The organism is Oceanococcus atlanticus (genome assembly GCF_002088235.1).
Taxonomy (GTDB): Bacteria; Pseudomonadota; Gammaproteobacteria; order Nevskiales; family Oceanococcaceae; genus Oceanococcus; species Oceanococcus atlanticus.
In genome coordinates, this window is record NZ_AQQV01000001.1 from 1309997 (window position 1) to 1330086 (window position 20090).

Genomic DNA, 20090 nt, shown 5'->3' on the forward strand with positions numbered 1-20090 from the left:
CAATATGCGCTGCTCAAACTCCACGTATTCATACGTTTGAGGCTGAGCTATGGCCGTTGTTGCCGAAGATGTCCTGCCGCGATTCAGCTGCAGTCTGGCCCACAGCGCCGACGAAATTCGCGAATCGCAAAAGCTGCGTTACCAAATTTTTGCCGGCGAGATGGGCGCCCGGATCGACGGCGGCCCGGAGCAGCTGGATCAGGACGAACTGGACCCGTTCTGCGAGCACCTGATCGTGCGCAATGGCGATGGCAACATCGTAGCCTGCACGCGCTTGCTGACCTGTGACGGCGCCGCGCGTGCCGGCAGTTTCTACTCAGCCCATGAGTTCGATATCGGCGGGATTGAAAACTTGCAGGGTCGCAAGCTCGAAGTCGGTCGCACCTGTGTGCACGCCGATTACCGCAATGGTACGACCATCGCCGTGCTGTGGTCAGGCCTGGCCGAGTACGTTGCCTCGAACAATATCGACTACCTGTTCGGTTGCGCCAGCGTGCCGCTGGATGATCTGGATGCCGCTCATCGCATCATGCAGGAAATCCGTAACCGCTACATGAGCGCACCGGACCTGCGCGTTTCGCCTAGCAACCCGCTGCCCGAGCGCGTGGTCAGCTTTGAACGCACACGCATGCCGCCGCTGCTCAAAGCTTATGTCAGCCTCGGCGCGCGAGCCTGTGGCGAACCCTACTGGGACACCGAATTCCACTGCGCCGATGTGTTCATGCTGCTCAACCTGCGCGAATTGCATCCGCGTTATGCTAAGCGCTTTCTGGGCAACGTTCCGCTGAGCTCTTGATCCGCACGCTACGCCGCTTTTTCCGCCTGTTTCGCCTGATTCTGCACACCGTCGTCGGCCTGTTCATGGCGGTGGTGGCGGCGCTCAGCGCGCGGCCTGAGGTGTGGTCGCAGCGCTGGTTTGGCGGCCTGCTCAACATTCTGAATCTGCGTCTGTATAGCCAGGGTGAGCGTGACGTGGCGCCGGCCCTGGTGGCCGGCAATCATCAGTCCTGGCTCGATATCGCCGTGCTGGCCACGCTCAAGCCGGTGGTGTTCGTTTCCAAGGCAGAAATTCGCCAGTGGCCGCTGATCGGCTGGTTGTCACGCAGCGCCGACACGCTGTTCATCGAGCGCGGAGGCCACGGCACCAAAGCCCTCAACCAGGACATCACCACCATGCTGGCTGGCGGACGCTGCGTCGTGGTGTTCCCCGAAGGCACCACCACCCGCGGGCCCGGCGTGCGACGTTTTCAGCCACGTCTGTTCGCCGGCGCCATCGCCACCGGCGCACCCATTCTGCCTTTTGCGCTGCGTTACCGCGAAGCCTGTGCGCCCTACGTGGACGAGCAGACCCTGGTGGGCAATTTGTGGAATCTTCTGGCCGAAGAGACCCTGCATGTAGAGGTGCATTTCGGGCCGCCACTGGATTGCGGCGAAAGTCGCGACGCCATCGCCCAGGCCACCCAGCAATGGGCCGAATCCGCCCTGGCCTGCCCGCCGCGCTGGACGACCGAAGCGCCCATTGGCGCCCCCAGTGCACGCGTTGTGGAAGCGCTGAAGCCCTGATTCAGCCTGACGGGCACGCTACAATGGGCGGCTATTCGTTGACCGAGTGAGTCATGAGCCTGATCCGTCAATCCGATTTCATCGACAGCGTCGCTGACGCCCTGCAGTTCATTTCCTACTACCACCCGGTGGATTTCATCCAGGGTGTGCATGAGGCCTACCTCAAGGAGGAAAATCCGGCAGCCAAGGATGCGATGGCGCAGATTCTGATCAACTCGCGCATGTGCGCCGAAGGCAAGCGCCCGATCTGCCAGGACACCGGCATCGTCACCGTGTTTCTCAAGATCGGCATGAACGTGCAGTGGGATGCGCAAATGTCGGTCGCCGACATGGTCAACGAAGGCGTACGCCGCGCCTATACCCACCCGGACAATGTGCTGCGCGCCTCAATCCTGGCCGACCCGGCCGGCAAGCGCCAGAACACCCGCGACAACACCCCGGCGGTGATCCACATGGAAGTGGTCGAAGGCAACACGGTGGATGTGCAGGTGGCGGCCAAAGGCGGCGGCTCTGAAGCCAAAACCAAGTTTGTCATGCTCAACCCCTCAGACTCGATCGTCGACTGGGTGGTCAAAACCGTACCGACCATGGGCGCGGGCTGGTGCCCGCCAGGCATGCTCGGCATCGGCATTGGCGGCACCGCTGAAAAAGCCATGGTCATGGCCAAGGAAGCGCTGATGGATCCGATCGACATCCAGGATCTGCGTGAGCGCGGGCCGTCCAACCGGGCCGAAGAGTTGCGTCTGGAAATCATGGATGCGGTCAACGCACTGGGCATTGGTGCCCAGGGCCTGGGCGGTCTCACCACCGTGCTCGACATCAAGATCAAGGACTACCCCACCCACGCGGCCAATCTTCCGGTGGCGATGATTCCCAACTGCGCGGCGACCCGCCATGCACACTTCGTGCTGGATGGCTCAGGCCCGGCCCTGCAAACCCCGCCATCGCTCGACGACTGGCCCAAGATCACCTGGTCGGCCGGCGACTCGGCCCGTAAGGTCAATCTCGACACCGTGACCCGCGACGACATCAAGACCTGGAAGCCGGGCGAAACCCTGCTGCTGTCGGGCAAGATGTACACCGGTCGCGATGCCGCACACAAGAAAATGACCGAGATCCTCAAATCCGGCGAGAAGCTGCCGGTGGATCTGGCGGGCAAGTTCATCTACTACGTCGGGCCGGTTGATCCGGTGCGCGAAGAGGTGGTTGGCCCGGCGGGACCAACCACGGCCACGCGCATGGACAAGTTCACCGACTACGTGCTCGAACAGACCGGCCTGATCGGCATGGTCGGCAAAGCCGAGCGTGGGCCGACGGCGATTGAAGCAATCAAGAAACATCAGGCGGTCTACCTGATGGCGGTGGGCGGCTCGGCTTATCTGGTATCCAAGGCCATCACCGCATCCCGGGTCGTGGCCTTCGAAGAACTCGGCATGGAAGCCATCTACGAGTTCGAAGTTACCGACATGCCGGTGACGGTCGCGGTCGATACCCAGGGTGAGTCCGTGCACCAGACGGGCCCCAAGATCTGGAAAATGAAAATTGAGGACATGGCGAGCGCCTGAGCCTAGCGGAGCGGCTTTGAACAACCGCCGCCCTGACTGTTGATATGCGATTGGAGACATCACAATGATCGGCTACACCACCCTCGGCACCAATGACATGGGCCGCGCAGCAGCGTTTTATGACGCACTGTTCGAGGCCATAGGGGCCAAACGCTTTATGGATTTCGGCGACAGCTTTATCTGCTGGGCGGCGCAGCCTGGACAGCCCGCCTTCTGCATCTGCAAACCGTTTAATGGTGAGGCCGCCAGTGCTGGCAATGGCAGCATGATCGCGTTCGGGGCGAAGGACAAAGCCCAGGTCGATGCTCTGCACGCCAAAGCGATTGAATTGGGTGCAAGCGATGAAGGCCAGCCGGGCCCACGTGGCGACAATTTCTATGCCGGCTACTTCCGCGATCCGGACGGCAACAAACTCAATGTGTTCGTGATGGGCTAGTCGCCCTGCAGGGCCTGTTGTATGGCTTCGCGCCAGGCCTCCTCGTCGCCGGCGCGATAGCCTTCATGGCGCAGCAACAGCTGGCCATCGCGGCCGATGACGAATGAGCTGGGCATGCCCAGCAGATCATAAGCATCGGCCACCTCACCGTCGGGGTCGTGCAGGCTGATCAGCCCCGGACCGTACTTGGCCAGAAAATCGCGCGCATCCTGCGCATCGGCATCCACCGAGATCGGCACAATACGCACCGGCTGCTCCGCGAATTCACGCTTAAGATCGAGCAAGGCGGCCATCGATGCGCGACACGGCACGCACCATGAGGCCCAGAAGTCGAGCAACACCACCTCGCCTCGCAGGTCATGCAGACGCATGGGTTCGTCGCTGTTGAGCTGGTCGAGTTGCCATGCTGGTGCGGCATCGGAGGCATGCACCAGCGTGCCCGCAAAAACCAATGCACAGAGCGCAACGAATCGTCGAAACATGGCACCACTATCCTTATTTGGGCTTACTTAGTCGCCGTATCGGGCCATCAGTTCCCGGCCGTCAATGTACGTCAGCCGCCCAGTTGATCACGCCACTGCGGCAGAGTTTGCATGGCGTGTTCGTAACCGGCACGCACAACCTGATCAATCGCATCCCACTGAAACATGCCAACGTGTGACACCGGCATGCGGAAATAGACATCGGCCAATTCGGCACGCCGCGCATTGCCACTCTCACTGGTCAACGTCGCCGTGCGGAACAGGATATCGAACAGGCTGGGTTTTTCCGCCTCAGAAGTCCAGTTGAGCAAAGCGGCAGGGTCTGGCCCCTCAATCCCGGGAGCCGCAATCATGCCCTCCGTGCTGACGCTGGAACCAATCACCGGCCCACGCCCCATCTCACGCATGACATCGGTGGGCAAGGAATTGATGACCGCGCCATCGGCCAGAAAGTCGCCACGCCAGGCCACCGGCGGCGCCACACCCGGTACCGCCATGCTGGTTGACACCCAGGTTGCCAGCGAACCGCTGCGATGGACCTCGCAAGTTCCTTTGGTCAAATTGGTGCTGACGCAAAAGTACGGCACCGGCAGATCTTCAATGCGTTGATCGCCAAACACCTCATGCATGCGGCGCAAAAAACGCTGGCCGCGGATCAACGCCACCCGTGGCAAGGTGTAGTCATTGAGGAAATTGTGTTCGACGAAACTGGCGCGCATCTCACGCACGATCTCGACCGCGCTCAAGCCGTTGGCTCGCAGGGCGGCAATCATGGCTCCCATGCTTGAGCCACCGCACAAATCCACCGGTATGCCCAACTCATCCAGCGCACGGATCAAACCGATATGGGCAAATCCGCGCGCACCACCGCCGCCAAGCACCAGCCCATTGGCCTTTTGGGTCAGCTGGCGGGCGATGCTGAGAATGTCCTCGTCCTCACCGCTGCGCCAGAAAAACTGATCGTCGATATCCCCATTGGCCTGCCAGGCAATCGGATCACCACGCAGGGATTTGGGTCCGCGCCGCAACAGCATGCTGACCGGTACCTGCAGGCGCTGCAAACGCAGTTCCTCCAGCAGCGGCAGATCAAGCTGCGCCTGGTCATCAATATCCGCAGCCAACAGAACATGATCCGCCTGGCGCAAACAGCGCCGCCACCAGGTCGGCGCCTGGTGCGCTGCGGTGTAGATCAGAAAATCTTCTTGCGCCTCGACCTCATTCAGCCAATGCACCAGATCACGGTTGTCCTGGTTGCGCGCATAAGGCATCGCCGCCGCGCCGTCGCCCAGCGCCTGATTCACCGCGCTCTCATCGATGACCCGCACGCTGCCAAAGCGGGCCAATGCGCTGGCCAGCCGCCGCACCGCTTCGCGCGCGCCGCGCCCAGGGCGGGTTTCCAGTACGGCAAGACTGGAAATACGACCACGCTGGCCTTCCGACTCGGCCGTGCCGTGGCTGCGCAAGCGCTGAAATTCCATACGCCCGAGCCTTAGCAGCGACTCAGGATGGCGCATCAAGGTGCGCAGTAACGCATTGCGCTCGATACGCATCAGCTGGCTGTCGCGCAGCGCCACCACACGATACAGCTGCGGCTCGTCGGCCAGCACGCCAAGTTCTCCAACCGACTCGCCCATGCCCAGCTCGGAATGACGTCCGCGACCGAGATCACAACGCAGACGCCCGGTGACCACCACATACAAGGCATCGGGCGGGCTGCCGACATCAAACAAAATACCGCCGCTACGCAGATCCACCAGCTGAACGGTGGCCGCCAGCTTGTTGAGCAAACGTCCACTCATGTCCTGGAACAGGCGCTGACGACTGAGAATTTCGGCGATGTCACGACTCATCCGTGCAGTGTAGCGCGGGCACGCCCGTTACAATGCGCCCACATCCCTGCACGTTTTGCCATGTCAGCCGTCGTCATCGCCGCCCTGTACAAGTTCACTGCATTGCCGGACGCACCCGCACTGCGTGATCGGCTTGAGCAGCTGTGCCTGGCACATGGCATAAAGGGGACTTTGCTGATTGCCGAAGAGGGCATCAACGGCACCGTGGCCGGTAGCGCCCAGGCGATCGCAGCGCTGCATGACATGCTGCTGGCGGACCCGCGTTTTGAGGGTCTGGAGTACAAGGAATCGCAGCATCAGGATTGCCCTTTTCTGCGCCTCAAAGTTCGTCTCAAGCAGGAAATCGTAACCATGGGGGTCGCCGAGGTTGACCCGGCCAGTCGCAACGGTACTTACGTAGATGCTGCGACCTGGAATGCTTTGCTCGACGATCCCGACACCCTGGTCATCGATACACGCAATGATTACGAGGTCGCCATCGGCCAGTTCGGCAACGCGATCTCACCGGATACCAAGCACTTTCGCGACTTCCCGGAGTATGTGCAACGCCACCTCGACCCGGCCAAGCAACCCAAGATTGCGATGTACTGCACCGGCGGCATCCGCTGCGAAAAGGCCAGCCATTATTTGCTCAAGCAGGGCTTCTCCGAGGTCTATCACCTCAAGGGCGGGATTCTGCAATACCTTGAGGATGTAGCTGCCGAAGACAACCGCTGGCAAGGCGAATGCTTTGTTTTCGACGAGCGGGTCTCGGTCGATAAGGATCTGAACCAAGGTGAACACCGCCTTTGCCGCGCCTGCCGCCAACCTGTCTCGGCCCAGGATCGCCTGAACCCGCACTACGAAGAAGGCGTGAGCTGCCCTCATTGCTATGCCCAGCAAAGTGAGGCCAACCGGGCCCGAGCGCGCGAGCGTATCCGCCAGGTTCGTCTGGCCAAAGCGCGCGGCGAACACCACCTGGGGCCACGTGAGGATCATGGCTGATAAGCCCTCGCGCCCCGCACGCGGCAGTCGCCGCATGCTCAAGCTGGCCGGCATGACCGCCTCGCTGGCCGGGCGCTACGCCGGCAACAAGCTGGCTTCTGCCGTACGCAGCGAAGAGCAACGCAAAGCCGCCCGGGCCCGGCTCAATCAACAAGCCGGCGATCATCTGGCCGACACTCTGGGTGAACTCAAAGGTGCGGTGATGAAGTTGGGTCAGTTCGCCTCACAGGTTTCTGATCTGTTGCCCGAAGATATCGCCAACGCTTTGACACGGCTGCAGCAACAGGCGCCCCCCATGGACTTCGAGCTGATTCGCGAGCAGCTTGAAAGCGGTCTGGGCGCCCCGCTGGATGAGCTGTTCGCTGCGCTGGATCAGCAACCTCACGCCGCCGCATCCATTGGCCAGGTCCATCGCGGTCGCCTGCACGATGGGCGGGAGGTGGTGGTCAAAGTCCAGTATCCGGGCATTGCCGCATCGTGCGATGCCGACCTGCGCCAGCTCAAGCGTGCACTGCGCATGGGGCGCTTGGTGCAGGTCGACAAAAACGTCCTCGATGCCATGTTCAGCGAGATCCGTGAGCGCCTGCATGAAGAGCTGGACTACTGCAAAGAAGCCGACAATTTACGCGAATTTCAGCACTATTTCGCCGATGAAGCCCGCCTGCGCCTGCCCCAGCTGATCGCCTCGCATTGCAGTCGCGAAGTGCTGACCATGGAATACCTGCCGGGCACACCACTGCGCGAGGCGCCCAAGGATCAACGCGCCACGTTGGGCCGCACGTTGGTCGATGTGATGTGTCGTTCGCTGTTCGAACATCACGCCATTCACGCCGACCCCAATCCGGGGAATTTTGCCGTCGATGCCGACGGCCATCTGCTGATTTACGACTTCGGCTGCGTGAAACACCTGCCCAAGGAAACCGTTGAGACCTACCGTACGCTGATTACAGCGGCCCTGGCCTGCGACTGGGCAACGGTGGACAGTGCGCTCGGTGCTCTGGGTGCGCGCGTGCCTGGATCAGCACCGTTGCCGGACGATTTCTATGCCGGCTGGCGGCCTATCGTGCTCAAACCTCTGCTGGCTGAAAACGGTTTCGACTTTGCTCAGTCGCGGATTCACAAGGCGGTCATGGCCAAGTCGCCAGAAGTCCTGAAGCTGACCCGCCAGCTGCAACCGCCCTCACAAACGGTTTTTGTCGATCGTATGATCAATGGTCACTACTGGACGCTGGTCAATCTGGGCGCAGTGGTGGATCTACGCGCCGCCATCGCACCATGGATCGGGCTTCAGGACCAATAGTCGACCAGGCCCTGAACCAACGGCTTCATAAACCAGCTTTGCTCCGGCATGATCGCCACGCGCACCTGACGTGCGGCCAGATCATCTGCGACCACCGGCCCCACAGCCGCGACCACGCAAGCATTCAATGCTTCGCGCAAGGCCTCTTCCTGCTCATGCTGGCGGGCCACTGAGAACAAGCGCCGGATCTGCGGCGTGCTGGTAAAACAAATCGCATCGAGTTGTCGGGCAACAAGCTGCTCAATCAGTGCAACAACCTGCTGATCCTCAGCTTCATCGGCATAGCGATAGGGTGCGACAAAAAAATCGTGGGCGCCCGCCTGGTCAAGAAATGTTTGCAGCGCGGTGTTGGGCGCTTGGCCATACAGCTGCACACCGACGCGACGGTCGTACAAATCATGCGCACTCAATGTCGCGATGATGCCCTGGGTGGTGGGCTGCTCGGCGGCCACGCTGGGGGTTAAACCCAGCTCGCGCAGCGCCTTGGCAGGCTTGGGCCCACGCACAATCGTACGCATCTGCGCCAGCGCTTCCACGAAGGGCTCCCGCCAGCCGTAACGCTCGGCAAAACCAAGCAGGCGTCGCAACCCCTCACCGGTCAGCAGGATCAAATCATCAAACGGGTCGCGGATGCAGGTATCAAGCCAGCAATGCACCTGCTCGGTATTCAGGGTGTCGTGGATACCGACCAAAGGACAACGCAAAACCTGAGCACCGCGCCGCTCAAGCAAGCCGGCCAGAACATCGACCTGACGGGTTTCAGGAATCGCGATAAATCGCCCGGCTAGCGCCTCTTCAGACACAGGCTAAGCTCCAGCCGGCCCTTACTTCGGGCTGGCTCCGTGACCTTGCAATTCAAATTCCACCCGACGGTTCTTGGCCCGGCCGGCTTCGGTTTCGTTGCTCCCAACCGGCTGAGCCTCGCCATAACCGATCACGCTCAGGCGACGCGGGTCGATACCCTGATGCGACTGCAGGTATTCGCGTACCGATTTGGCCCGCGCCATCGACAGCTTCTCGTTATAGAGTGCTGAACCCAGGCTGTCGGTGTGTCCGGCAATGCGGACCTTGATATCAGGCTGACCTTTAAGTGCGGCAGCCGCCTGATCCAGAATCGCCAAAGACCCGGGCGTAAGGCGCGCCGAATCAAGTTCGAAATGAACACCTTGCAAGGTCACGTTCTGCTCGGGGAGCGCGCAGCCTGAGCGATCAACCCGCGTTCCAGGCAGCGTTCCTGGGCAGACGTCGAAGTTATCGAGCACGCCATCATGGTCCGTGTCGACCGGGCGCGGTGGGTAGTCATCCGGTTTTTCAACCGGTGCCTGCTGCACCACCGGAGCGCCGACTTCACGCACCACGATTTCGGCAGGATCAAGCGGAATCTCGATACCGGCACCGATGCGGTAGTCCTCTACCCCACCAAGATAGTCTTCGTAGATACCGCGCGCTTCTATGCGCAGACGGATATCCGAGGCCGTCAATGCACGGCTCAAGATGCCGATGCCGGCGTTGGCCTGGAATACGCCCTCATCCGGATAGGCTGCATTGGCGTCGTTGTAGGCGAAGGCTGCACCGACAAGACCGAACGCAGAGAACTGACCGCGTTTGCCAATCAGATACTGCAGATCGGCACCGAAGCCACCGTTGTAGTTGTCGGCTCCGCCGCCTACACCGTTTTCAAAAACCACACCGAAGGCGCGCAACTCGGCGAAAAACGGGCCGCTGAGTTGAAAACCGAATGCCACGTCGGCGCCACCGCCTTCACGATCCGTTCCACGCTCATCATCCGGATCGTAGAAATAGCCCGCCACGGTAAAGTACTTGTCGCGAAACGAGTCCGCCGCGATGGCCTGCGTCGAAATGCTGCATGCGATAGCGCCCAGCAGGGCGGCTTTAAGCGCGGTTTTCATCCCCATCCCCTGATTCCTGAATCTCCCAAGCAGCGTTATCGCTGCCGTTATCGCCAAGAATAACGCATCTGATATTCAGGCGCGTGAAATTGCCGCGACTTTCATAAATACAAACAGCAACTTGCGATGCATTTTGTCAAGCGTTGACCTTAACCTGGCTATTTCCTCGTATCTCTGGGTATGAGTCTTTCCATTGTTCATTCGCGGGCCGAAGTCGGAATTCAGGCACCAGCCGTGCGTGTTGAGGTCCATGTTGCTGGCGGATTGCCCGGCCTCACCATTGTCGGCCTGCCCAACTCCGGCGTGCGCGAAGCCAAAGATCGTGTCCGCGCGGCCATCCAGACTAGCGGCTTCAAGCTGCCACCACGCCGGATCACAGTAAACCTTGCGCCAGCAGACCTGCCTAAAGACGGGGCCCGCTTCGATCTGGCGATCGCCCTAGGCATCCTGCAAGCCTCCGGACAACTGGACGCGGATCTTGAGGCCTGCGAATTCGTAGCGGAGCTGTCATTGTCCGGCGGCTTGAGGGCCGTCAGTGGCGTGCTGGCAGCAACCCTCGCGGCCAAATCCGTTCAACACGCCATCGTTGTACCCGCGCAAAGCGCCGCCGAAGCTGCCTTGACCCAACACCCGGGTGCACGGCAAGCCGAACATCTGTTGGAGGTGTGTGAAGCACTGACCGGCCAGCGTCAATGGACCACCGCAAAACGCGCCCACGGCCATGCCATTGAGCCGGCTCACACAGCATCTGACTTTGCTGAAGTGCGCGGGCAGTCACGCGCCAAAAGGGCCTTGGAAATTGCCGCCAGCGGACATCACAACGTGCTCATGCTGGGCCCGCCTGGCAGTGGCAAAAGCATGCTGGCCCAGCGTTTTCCGGGCATCTGCCCGGCTCTGACCGAACAACAGGCCATCGAACTGGCCAGCGTGCAGTCCACAATGGGCGCAAGCTTCGACCCGGCGCAATGGCGGCGCGTGCCGTTTCGCAGCCCGCACCACAGCTGTTCGGCCGCGGCGCTGGTCGGTGGCGGCTCCAAATTGCACTAATTAATGAGACTGATCAGCTATCTGAGACTATTCGCAACTGTTGCCGTGTGCCCGCGCTGGAACACGTGCCGCGCCACCGCTAATGTAAACTGCTAAAGCCAAAGGGGCCTCAGTGGTGAGCATAGACTTAGGATACCGAGCACCGACGCGAATCAGTTGACAACGCGTTTCGATAGCGATCGGTCGTCAGGATTCGGCTAATCTACTTGCTCAACAATCGAACGTGACCGCTCCCCCCTGGGGTCGCACAGCCTGATGTTTTCAACCCGACCTAGGTCGAATTAACTAGACTTGAGACTGCTCCGCAATTCTTGAGACTACGTTTGTGGAAACTGCGCCGCCCTCTCATCACTACAGGAAACTCCCAGACGACGACAAGATCTGGATCGTCAACTGGTATGGCAGCGTGCGACCCAACTCGCACGCACCATCACAAAAGATGATCGATGTTGAGTTGGTTGAGCTTTCTAATGGGCGGCGCGAGGAACGCAACTCACAAGTCACGTCGATTGGCGCCGGGGCGCTCCCACAATTTCAACTCGGTAGTGCGTGGTGTAGACAAACACGCATTGGTCGCGCAGTAGCGAATCCGAAAGAATTCAATACAACGCTTGATCTCAAAGCCGATTCATACCAGACGGTAGCCAGCTACGACCGCTACGACCAAAATCGATACCACATACCGCCCCTGGACTATCCGATCAATCGGGCCTTGTCTGCGGCCCGCGTTGCTCGGTTTGAGAGCGTCAATTGCACGCACGTTTACATCCCTTGCACCGAGATAGCCCGGACTTGGTATCTCAGATCAACATTGCTAACAAATCACTTGCTCGCCGGCAGTACCAGCTCAGCGTGGAATGCGCTGGTCGAACATCCACGGTTCGATGATTTGGGAGTCGGTATCGAGTGGAGGACATTGACGCTCAAGTCGAGCTGCCACCCCTCAGTTGCAGGGTTATTGTCACTTGCCGCCTCCAGTGAGGAGTATCGACTCGGGCTAGCGACAGTTGGCAGTCCGATCGTAGTTGCGCGTGCTAACGGCAGGTTCCACGCTGAGCTGGAGGCTCGGCCACCTTTCCGCAGCGGTGAATTTCAGATCGATTGTTCAGCAATTCAATTGCACCGCCCCCAGGGAGAGCCGCGCGCCCTTCTGATAACCCGAATCAATGTCGCAAGTTGCCCTGAATCTGATCATGAAGCACCGAAGTGTAAGATCGGACGCAGGATGCAAATCCCAGCCGCTGCGCTGGACAAGCTGGATGAACTGAGTGGCGAAGACGGAGTAAGTGACCACAGTGGCACGCGCATTCAACTGGCAGTGGATGAATCAGATCTGCCAAACCAGGCCATACGCGGGGTTCGGACGTCCTCGCTCGTTGGCACCCTTAACGGCATACCAGCGCTCGCGACGTGGGACTCGGGAGATAACGATCGCGAGGAGCCGTTCTCTAGCAAAGTCCCCGACACGCAGCTAATGGAGAATATCTCGGCTCAAGGCTCAACCGGCACCGCCAAATCGAGCGGAAAGCACAGGAAGTTAGAGGTCATAGAGAACAAGCGCCGCAAATCACCTCGCATGCCAATCGTGGAGTCGCTGTACACCATCGGACAAGCGATGGAGAAGCTGGGCAGTTGGCGTAGCGCTGAGTTTCTGCACCTGGGACTTGGCGAAAAAGTGGAATTGAAAGATGATCCAGAAGGCGGATTTGCGACAGAGATTCACGTCAGTACCGCAGGTCTGGATGCCAAGCAGGTCAACTGGATCAATGAAGGAGGCGCAAAGCGTTGTATCGCAGCGCTCCGTATCACGCAGAATGACTGGCCGGTCTACCTTGTTGAGGTGGAACCACGCTCTGCCGGATTGACCAAGCCTGTCGCGTTCAAGTTGCTACTTGCACGCCCGTGGCACCAGGTCAATCATGACTGCGACACACTGAGACAGACAGCGCTTGACTGTCGCGGTGTTTGGCCGAAAGAAATCGATGGGTTTGATACTTACTGCTATCTACACACTTGGCCGAATGTCGATCACATAGCGAGGCGCATCGACAAGCATGTGAGCGAATGGGCAACGAAGCCTACAGATATTAACAATGTGCCCATGACGCCATTTGACGAGCCGTTAGCCGATTTAGAATTTCTTCAGCAGTGAGCGCTCACCGAAGCGAACGACGTTGTGACCGCTGCGGTAAGCTGATTGCCAAAGCAAAGCGGGTTTACAAAGGCGACGACTATTGCGCAACTTGCTACACGCGCGAGTTTGAGAGGATTGCATGTATCAGATGCGGTGAACCCGCTCGAATACATCGCAGTGACACCCATAAAACATGCGGTCGGTGCATTCGCGCCGAACGAACTTGTGCCAGGTGCGACTGCGATCTGCCCGTTGCATCATTGATCAGAGATGAAAACGCTTACTGCGGATCCTGCGCTAATAGGCTGCGCTACAAAGGCCCGAAGCCGAAACCGGACCACGCGACCTGTGCAAGTTGCAGGAGGCATCGAAAAGTCGCTGCGAAGACGCGTGATGGCAAGCCAATTTGTGCCAACTGCATAGATCCGAAGAGAGCTGAGATCGAGAAACAAAAACTAGACGACTATTGGTTCGCCCGGCACTACGACGACACTTATCGACTCGCGAGCACTCTGCCTAACGACACACTCCAAGCACTCTTCGTTGAGTTTTCCTTGGAAATCGCAGAGCGTCGCGGCCATTCGGTCGTCACCCTTGATCTGCAGAAGCACCTTTATGCACTGATCCAGATCAACGAGTTGGTTGGTGGGCTTGATGACCCAGTCATGGAGTACTTCTCGAGTAGAGTCGATGCTCAAACCCTCAAGAAGTATTCGCTCTGGTGGGCATTTCTCGAGGGCGAGGGATTCCCTGTACCAAGCAGGGAAGAATCACGTAGGCTGAGTGACTCTCGGCGGATCAGCACCGCGATCCGTGAACTACCTTCCGAGGAATGCCAAATTTTAGCGCGTGACTTCCTGGCTGATCTCAATAAATCGAAGAAGCCACCAACGACCGCGACGCAGCGGTTGTACGTCCGTGCTGCAACCAAACTTCTTCGCGAATACGGACCCGAGTTCGACCAAACCACACTTGAGACCTGGATCAGCAACAACCCGGGGCATCGTGCGTCAATTTTCCGGTTCGTCGCTTACGTGAACCGCATAAACGACACTACATTGAAGGTCTCCAAAAAACCTGGCAAGAAGCGTCCGAGGGGTCATCGAAAGGAAGTGGCGGATTTTGAAACGCTGCTGTACTACCTTACCGAAGCGAAGTCGAAGGAAGCTCGACGCAGTTTGCTTGTTGCCACGATTGTTCATATTTGGGGCATAGATATAACCAGTGCCTGTAGCCTCCCAAGCAGCAGCATCTCCGTTGGCAAAGAGTCGGTTAGACTCAAAGTTCAGAGCACTTGGGTACTGCTGGAAGGCGACCTTGCGGCGGCATTTCGCAGGCACATTTCAGAATGGCGACTCTCCGTTGACCAGGAAAATCGGCCACTGTTTCCCGGCAAGCCCATAACCGAGTCTGTTTCCCCGCAAACCGTGAACTACCATCTGTCCCAATCCGGAGTATCACTGTTAGCCGCCCGTACAGATGCTCGGCGAGACATCAGACGGAAGTTTCGGCGTTCGACTGCTTAGTTCTGACGAGTTCTATGCGGAGCTCCCAGGATTTAGTGGATACCTGGTGTAGACCGCCTCACGGGCTGAGATTCGCTAGCTCAAGGTGGTCAGTTATTGGGGAGGACCCCAGCCGCAGTCGACCCTTCGCAGACGTTCAGCATCCGGCGAGCGCTCTGACAGCGCCAGATCCAGAAAACCCGCGTTCAAGGGCAAAGATGCGAGTCCGGGTGCCAGCCGGCCGAATCTGCTCAGCAGCCGACCAAAGTTTACCCAACAGCAAGGACTCGGCTACCGCCACATGCTCGACAAAGGACGTTTATCTTTCCTATCCTCATTTGTACAAATGAGTGAGGGGAGGCCGTTATGATCGGTTTGTTGGCGTCACCTGGCGTAGTCGCTCCAAACGGTGTTCCTGATGCCAATATCGTCAGTGTGTTACGCGACACAAAGGCGCGAAATAACCCTGTTGCGATTGTTTCAAACCGTGGGGAGCCGTCATAGTTTCAGGGCAGCTTCGCCGGTTCAGATGTTCAGTTCTTACAAACGCGTGGGCGGCAGAATGGAGCTCTGATCGCAGAGAACGCAGAACGCTTAAACCTTGCTCCCCATAACTTCCTCGTTCTTGCGTCAAATGCTGATGATGTTGCCATGGGGAAGAATGGCGGGGCGGTACTAGTGGCAGCCGGCTGGAGTAATGACAAAAAAGTTCGGCAGACAGTGTTGGTGTTGATTCTCCCGCTCAGCTTTCTGAAGTTATCAAGCTCACGGACGGCTGGCCCGGCTGCTGGTTTTCTTCCGCAAGAGAGGAAGCGTTCTCGCCCAAGGCTCTGGCCGACCTCTCAAGCATGGGTTACAAACCCGTTGAGCAGCAAAGGTTTGGTGCGAAGCTGCAAGCAACGGTCAAAACGGGATCTGGAAATTTAACCGCATTGCTGGTCGCTGCAGCGCGCTCATTCCTTGCCGACCAGATTGATCTTTCAAGTCTTGCCTGGGGTGTTTACCCGTCATCTTCTAGCAGCAACAACGACACCGAGGTATTGAGCAACTTTGCGCATCGGCTTCGCACGGCTGTTTCCAGAGTACGCTTTGCAAATTGAAGCAAGTGGTACTCGTCAATATCGCTGGGAGGCTGTTGAAGAGATGGCAGCGAAGCTTGAATTTGACGGTGGTCTTTCCAGATCGGCCGCAGAAAAGGCGGCGCTTGAGGTGCTTAGATTGTCACCTAAAATTTAGAATGAATCGTTTCTCGAAAGGTTCCAGAAATCCTTCCATTCACAGACCGACATTCTCCAGCGCAGGGCGATCAGTTATTGAGGAGGACCTCAACCGTGAGACAAGACTGACATTTACGTGTCGAACTTAGGAAAGACTGAATGAATCTGGCAGGATTATCTGTGAGTTGCGGGCTAACTCACGCCAATAGGCGTTAGGCGCCAACCAAACTTTGGAGGGGATCATGCAGGCAGCAATATTCGGATTGATCGGTACCGCCATTGGCGGGGCGATCACCATCATCGTTGCGATTATCAAGTTCCGTCAGGAAATATCGCTCTGGAAGCAGCAATTCCAACGTCAGAATGAACTTGAGAGGGATAAGCTCAAGTTGGAAAGGTATGCGGGCTTCCTTGGTGCCTATTACTACATTGAAGGAGCGATTGAGGATCTCATAGACATTCTCGATCAAGCGGGAGACGATGCTGCCTCTCGCCTTTCACTTGTCGTTTCTGACCCAACTTTTGAAAAGGCATGTGCGACCATCAACAATGAGAAAGGTTGGATCGCACTCGTTTCAAATAGCGTCGATATCGTTCATAAGATCAATGAGTTAGAAAAGGCTCAAGACCAACTGTTCTCGATAGGATCAAAGGCCAAAACTGAAGGAACCGATCTCAACGAGATATTGCAGGAGATCAGGCTAAAACAGCAGGAAATCAAGCCAATTGCCACCTCAGTTGTTGCCCTCCTAAAAGATGATGCCAAAAGCACCTAACAACACATTGGACCCATGAGAGACTTTGAGGCGCTTGCAGCAGCATACTTCCGAGATTTCGAGAGCTACAGACTTCACGTGGGGTTGCTGAACTGGCGCTCCTTTTCTCTGGTCGCAGCGCTCTCGATCTTTATTTTTGGGTTCATAAGCTCTCTAAAATCGAATGCATCCCTACCTCTAATTGCAACAGAACTTCTCCTGCTCGGAATGTGGGCACAAGTTCAGAGTTACCAACGCACCCAGGTCATGTGCCGTTTAAACGCAAGGTGGGGAACCAATTACACGGCCGTCTCCCAGCTTCAATCTGAGTGGCTTAAGAGGTCTATCGCCGCTCCTGCTACTGAGTACTTCAAAATCGCTAGGGAGTTGAGTGAGTCGGAAAAGCTGTACAAACAGCACAGGACAAAATTCACTATTGAACGAACAGAGTTGTTCAGGTTGGTGTTTGATCCAGAATCAAAAGCTCGAGTGCTTTCCCTCGTTATTTTTCTTCTTTCTTTCTTAACCTTGCTTCTGTTGCGCGCTTACGATTCAGGTCAAGTTCCAGTTGAGATTCTCTGGTCAGATGACTTTCCTAATTACATCAGCTTTGTCATATTCTTGGCTTTCTTGCTTTGGCTGTTACTCGTCGGGGTTCGGGTGTCTTACGATTTTATTTCTTCGTTTGCCCTGGGCGTAAGGGATGCCATAAGCCCAGCAAACACTTCTAGTCGTAGAGCAAAGGATCACTTAATTCAGGCACTACTGAGTAACCATGAAATCCCCAAAATTCGTTACAAAGTCAATACCCAGCACGAATGACTCTAACAGTACTTTGCATGTGAAGTTTGCCCCGCCGCTGACCTTTGCTCTCGCAATGGCAGGCACCGCCCCAAATGCATCTGAACGTGGGCGTTATGCCCTATGGTGGTACTAACGGTGTCAGATTACCGTGAAAGGTGGCCGGAAATGGACATCGAGTTCTTGATCATCTCAACCAATGATTACGTCGTATGTCTCGATACCGCCCTCGATGTGGACTGGAAGACTTCCGATGAGTACGACAAGCGAGGTCACGATGATCCCCAGCAATTCAATCGGATACTGAACGCCGTCACCTTGCTGGAAACCAAACCTCAGCACCACCTATCGTCGGAGATGAAACAAAGCTTTCGAAGGTTGCTTGGAGAGGCGGTTGCTCGCGCTCTGGGAGGCGATTATGGGAACGCGTGTACCGCAGTTGATCAAGCGAAGCAATTCTTAACCGACAGGAGTCGTGAAAAATCTCGGGAGTGGTATTTGATTGCCAGTGGTACATCGGCTGCGATTTTTGCGCTGTGTGGCATAGCTATATGGCTGCTGCGAGAAAAAGCCACCCCTCTACTGGGACAAAGTGCCCTGCTATTTTTGATTTGCTCAGTTAGCGGCGCCTTGGGGGCGTTTGCTTCCATCGCTTTGAGGCTTGGGAAGATGGAGGTTGAAGCACAATCAGGTCGTTTCTTGCATCAGATTGAGGCCTTCGCCAGAGTCGTTTCTGGTGCTATCGGTGGCTTTTTTGGCGCTGTGATGGTCAAGCTAGGCTTGGTATTGCCTTTGTTAGATTCGGGCGAATCCATGTCGTTAACTATGCTGCTTGTCGGCTTCGTCGCGGGAGCCAGTGAGCGACTAATACCTACACTTATCTCGAATGTAGAGGAGTCACAGGTCTCTCTCAATGAATAAGAAAATATTGTTGATCTCAAACCCCGGCGAGCCCGGTGCAGAAAATTACTGTGAGGGGGTTAATGTCGATGTTCGTGAGTACAAAAGCTATTTCACATCACCAATTGGCGGCGCGTGGACGGCAGACGAGATTCGTCATCTCGATCGCCCGAGGGTCGATGATGTACGTCAGGAAATTAGCGCCCTTGCTAATCTCGATTACTCCCTTGTGATTTTTTGTGGGCACGGCTGGTATTCAGCCACTGACAGCTCAACGATTTTGGAACTCCGTGCTGGACAGTCGATGGACGAGGCAGAGCTTCGCTATCAAGGTGCAAAGAGAACAATTCTCCTAGACTGCTGCCGCAAGGTGTATCGTGAGAGTCTTAAAGAAGAGCTTTTGGCCAAGTCCTTGAATTTTTGTGAAGATCACCGTCTGTCTGGTGCGGAATGCCGCAAATACTACGAATCTGCGATCTCCAACGCGTCGGCAGGGTTGGTCATCCTGCATGCGTGCGATGTAAATGAGACAGCGGGAGATGATAGTAAAAGAGGCGGTTACTACAGTGACGGCCTCCGTCGCAGCGCTTTAGATTGGGACCGGGCAACCGCAATTGATCTTAGTCAGAACTACAGAATTTGTAGCGTTGTCGAGTCGCACGGAAACGCTAGTGAGCTTGTGGGAAGGAGAAGCGGAGGACGACAAAATCCACAAATTGAGAAACCCAGAAGCAAACCATATTTCCCATTCGCAGTGTTGGCCTAACAACAAATTGTGTGAGTGGCAAAGCAAATATCGAGCAACCGTCAGCTGGTTGGAGGGTTCGCCTTGGTTAGCGTCAGTTCTTGTGTTGATGCCACAATCGTCGCACGAGGATTGAGTGTCAGCTATTTGCCGGTCACTACCGTTGATCACATGGACAGGTTTTACTAACCCCAAACACTTGGAACAGGTTCACGACTCTATTCCCAGGCTCGCGACCTTAATTCCCCACCACAGTTGGTCAGCCACCGTCGCCGATTGATCATGACCAACAATTTCTGATACCGGCGGAGAGCGGAGAGCGGAGAGCGGAGAGCAATAGAATTGTGGTTATGGACGACGAGCGCTGGAAATACCGTACACACAAAGGCGCACGCTTGGCGATGCTCGAAAGAAACCTTACGCAAACGGTCCGCGAGCGATTGGAAGGAATGCAGGCGCACAATCAACTCGACACGTCGCACGCGCGTGACATGCGCGAGCGCAAACGACGGGACTATTCCCGCTGGTTGTTCTACGACGACTGCTCAAAGCCCGCTTCGAGCATGCAACAGACGACGAAACCCACGTCCGGCGACCAATAGCTCGTAAAGCGAGCCGTCGAGCTCTTTGCTTGCTTGTACGCAGGAGACGAAGTCCCAAGTAACGGTTTGTCGTATAGGTGACGCCCCCCGAGACTTGAAGTTTAAGTTACTCGTAGCTGGACATGGCTGCTCATGTCACGGCGCGCCGATAGCACGGTACGGAGAGTGCCTATTGACGGCCAGATTGTGGGCCGATCTGTTCTTCGCCGAGTTTGACCATGAGGGTTGGATGTACGGAGAAGCAAAATTGCATGACATCCTCAAGGAATGGGATAGCGTCGACGTCCACAAAAC

At 57.1% G+C, this 20090-nt stretch carries 20 protein-coding genes; 16 read left to right on the forward strand and 4 right to left on the reverse strand.

Annotated elements, in window-relative coordinates; translation table 11 throughout:
• Positions 1 to 49 precede the first annotated feature (49 nt).
• The 4 genes from ATO7_RS06165 (at position 50) to ATO7_RS06180 (ending at position 3564) form a co-directional block, all read left to right on the forward strand.
• Positions 50 to 796, forward strand: a complete 747-nt coding sequence (locus ATO7_RS06165) for a GNAT family N-acetyltransferase (protein WP_083560521.1) — start codon at positions 50 to 52, stop codon at positions 794 to 796.
• Positions 793 to 1563: a lysophospholipid acyltransferase family protein gene (locus ATO7_RS06170; RefSeq protein ID WP_083560523.1), complete on the forward strand. Its 771-nt coding sequence runs from the start codon at positions 793 to 795 to the stop codon at positions 1561 to 1563. The genes ATO7_RS06165 and ATO7_RS06170 overlap by 4 nt, the downstream gene beginning before the upstream one ends.
• A gap of 53 nt (positions 1564 to 1616) precedes the next feature.
• Positions 1617 to 3128 (forward strand): fumarate hydratase, encoded by a 1512-nt coding sequence (locus ATO7_RS06175; protein ID WP_083560525.1) that lies wholly within the window; start codon positions 1617 to 1619, stop codon positions 3126 to 3128.
• Between the two features lie 64 nt (positions 3129 to 3192).
• The gene (locus tag ATO7_RS06180) at positions 3193 to 3564 is read left to right on the forward strand and encodes a VOC family protein (protein WP_083560528.1); all 372 of its coding nucleotides are present in this window, start codon (positions 3193 to 3195) and stop codon (positions 3562 to 3564) included.
• Here ATO7_RS06180 and ATO7_RS06185 read toward each other — a convergent pair.
• On the reverse strand, positions 3561 to 4046 hold the full coding sequence (locus ATO7_RS06185; RefSeq protein ID WP_083560530.1) for a TlpA family protein disulfide reductase: 486 nt from the start codon (positions 4044 to 4046) through the stop codon (positions 3561 to 3563). The two genes, ATO7_RS06180 and ATO7_RS06185, sit on opposite strands and share 4 nt — an antisense overlap.
• A gap of 71 nt (positions 4047 to 4117) precedes the next feature.
• On the reverse strand, positions 4118 to 5896 hold the full coding sequence (locus ATO7_RS06190; protein WP_083560533.1) for a patatin-like phospholipase family protein: 1779 nt from the start codon (positions 5894 to 5896) through the stop codon (positions 4118 to 4120).
• Positions 5897 to 5956: 60 nt separating this feature from the next.
• Between ATO7_RS06190 and trhO the strand changes: the two genes are divergently transcribed.
• A complete protein-coding gene (trhO, locus tag ATO7_RS06195; RefSeq protein ID WP_083561029.1) occupies positions 5957 to 6880 on the forward strand; it encodes an oxygen-dependent tRNA uridine(34) hydroxylase TrhO in 924 nt (307 codons plus the stop codon).
• Positions 6873 to 8180: an ABC1 kinase family protein gene (locus ATO7_RS06200; RefSeq protein WP_158523070.1), complete on the forward strand. Its 1308-nt coding sequence runs from the start codon at positions 6873 to 6875 to the stop codon at positions 8178 to 8180. Before trhO ends, ATO7_RS06200 begins: the two co-directional genes overlap by 8 nt.
• Here ATO7_RS06200 and ATO7_RS06205 read toward each other — a convergent pair.
• Positions 8168 to 8983: a uroporphyrinogen-III synthase gene (locus ATO7_RS06205; RefSeq protein WP_083560538.1), complete on the reverse strand. Its 816-nt coding sequence runs from the start codon at positions 8981 to 8983 to the stop codon at positions 8168 to 8170. The two genes, ATO7_RS06200 and ATO7_RS06205, sit on opposite strands and share 13 nt — an antisense overlap.
• 21 nt (positions 8984 to 9004) lie before the next feature.
• Positions 9005 to 10096 (reverse strand): OmpA family protein, encoded by a 1092-nt coding sequence (locus tag ATO7_RS06210; RefSeq protein WP_083560539.1) that lies wholly within the window; start codon positions 10094 to 10096, stop codon positions 9005 to 9007.
• Between the two features lie 174 nt (positions 10097 to 10270).
• On the opposite strand from ATO7_RS06210, the gene ATO7_RS06215 reads away from it, so the two are divergent.
• From ATO7_RS06215 to ATO7_RS06245, 10 genes are all read left to right on the forward strand, one after another.
• On the forward strand, positions 10271 to 11137 hold the full coding sequence (locus tag ATO7_RS06215; RefSeq protein WP_083560541.1) for a YifB family Mg chelatase-like AAA ATPase: 867 nt from the start codon (positions 10271 to 10273) through the stop codon (positions 11135 to 11137).
• A gap of 325 nt (positions 11138 to 11462) precedes the next feature.
• Positions 11463 to 13289, forward strand: coding sequence for a hypothetical protein (locus ATO7_RS16750; RefSeq protein ID WP_146680167.1), 1827 nt, complete (start codon positions 11463 to 11465; stop codon positions 13287 to 13289).
• A 536-nt stretch (positions 13290 to 13825) separates the two neighbouring features.
• The gene (locus tag ATO7_RS06225) at positions 13826 to 14797 is read left to right on the forward strand and encodes a hypothetical protein (RefSeq protein WP_146680168.1); all 972 of its coding nucleotides are present in this window, start codon (positions 13826 to 13828) and stop codon (positions 14795 to 14797) included.
• 827 nt (positions 14798 to 15624) lie between these two features.
• Positions 15625 to 15876, forward strand: coding sequence for a hypothetical protein (locus ATO7_RS16755; protein ID WP_146680169.1), 252 nt, complete (start codon positions 15625 to 15627; stop codon positions 15874 to 15876).
• Positions 15866 to 16012, forward strand: a complete 147-nt coding sequence (locus tag ATO7_RS16925) for a hypothetical protein (RefSeq protein ID WP_158523072.1) — start codon at positions 15866 to 15868, stop codon at positions 16010 to 16012. The genes ATO7_RS16755 and ATO7_RS16925 overlap by 11 nt, the downstream gene beginning before the upstream one ends.
• Positions 16013 to 16235: 223 nt before the next feature.
• Entirely contained in the window at positions 16236 to 16769 is a 534-nt protein-coding gene (locus ATO7_RS06230) for a hypothetical protein (protein WP_083560546.1), read from the forward strand.
• A 15-nt stretch (positions 16770 to 16784) separates the two neighbouring features.
• The gene (locus ATO7_RS06235) at positions 16785 to 17570 is read left to right on the forward strand and encodes a hypothetical protein (RefSeq protein ID WP_083560548.1); all 786 of its coding nucleotides are present in this window, start codon (positions 16785 to 16787) and stop codon (positions 17568 to 17570) included.
• A gap of 147 nt (positions 17571 to 17717) precedes the next feature.
• Positions 17718 to 18470: a hypothetical protein gene (locus ATO7_RS06240; protein ID WP_083560549.1), complete on the forward strand. Its 753-nt coding sequence runs from the start codon at positions 17718 to 17720 to the stop codon at positions 18468 to 18470.
• Positions 18463 to 19215, forward strand: a complete 753-nt coding sequence (locus tag ATO7_RS16760; protein WP_146680170.1) for a caspase family protein — start codon at positions 18463 to 18465, stop codon at positions 19213 to 19215. Before ATO7_RS06240 ends, ATO7_RS16760 begins: the two co-directional genes overlap by 8 nt.
• 329 nt (positions 19216 to 19544) lie before the next feature.
• A complete protein-coding gene (locus tag ATO7_RS06245; protein WP_083560551.1) occupies positions 19545 to 19796 on the forward strand; it encodes a hypothetical protein in 252 nt (83 codons plus the stop codon).
• Positions 19797 to 20090: the final 294 nt, after the last annotated feature.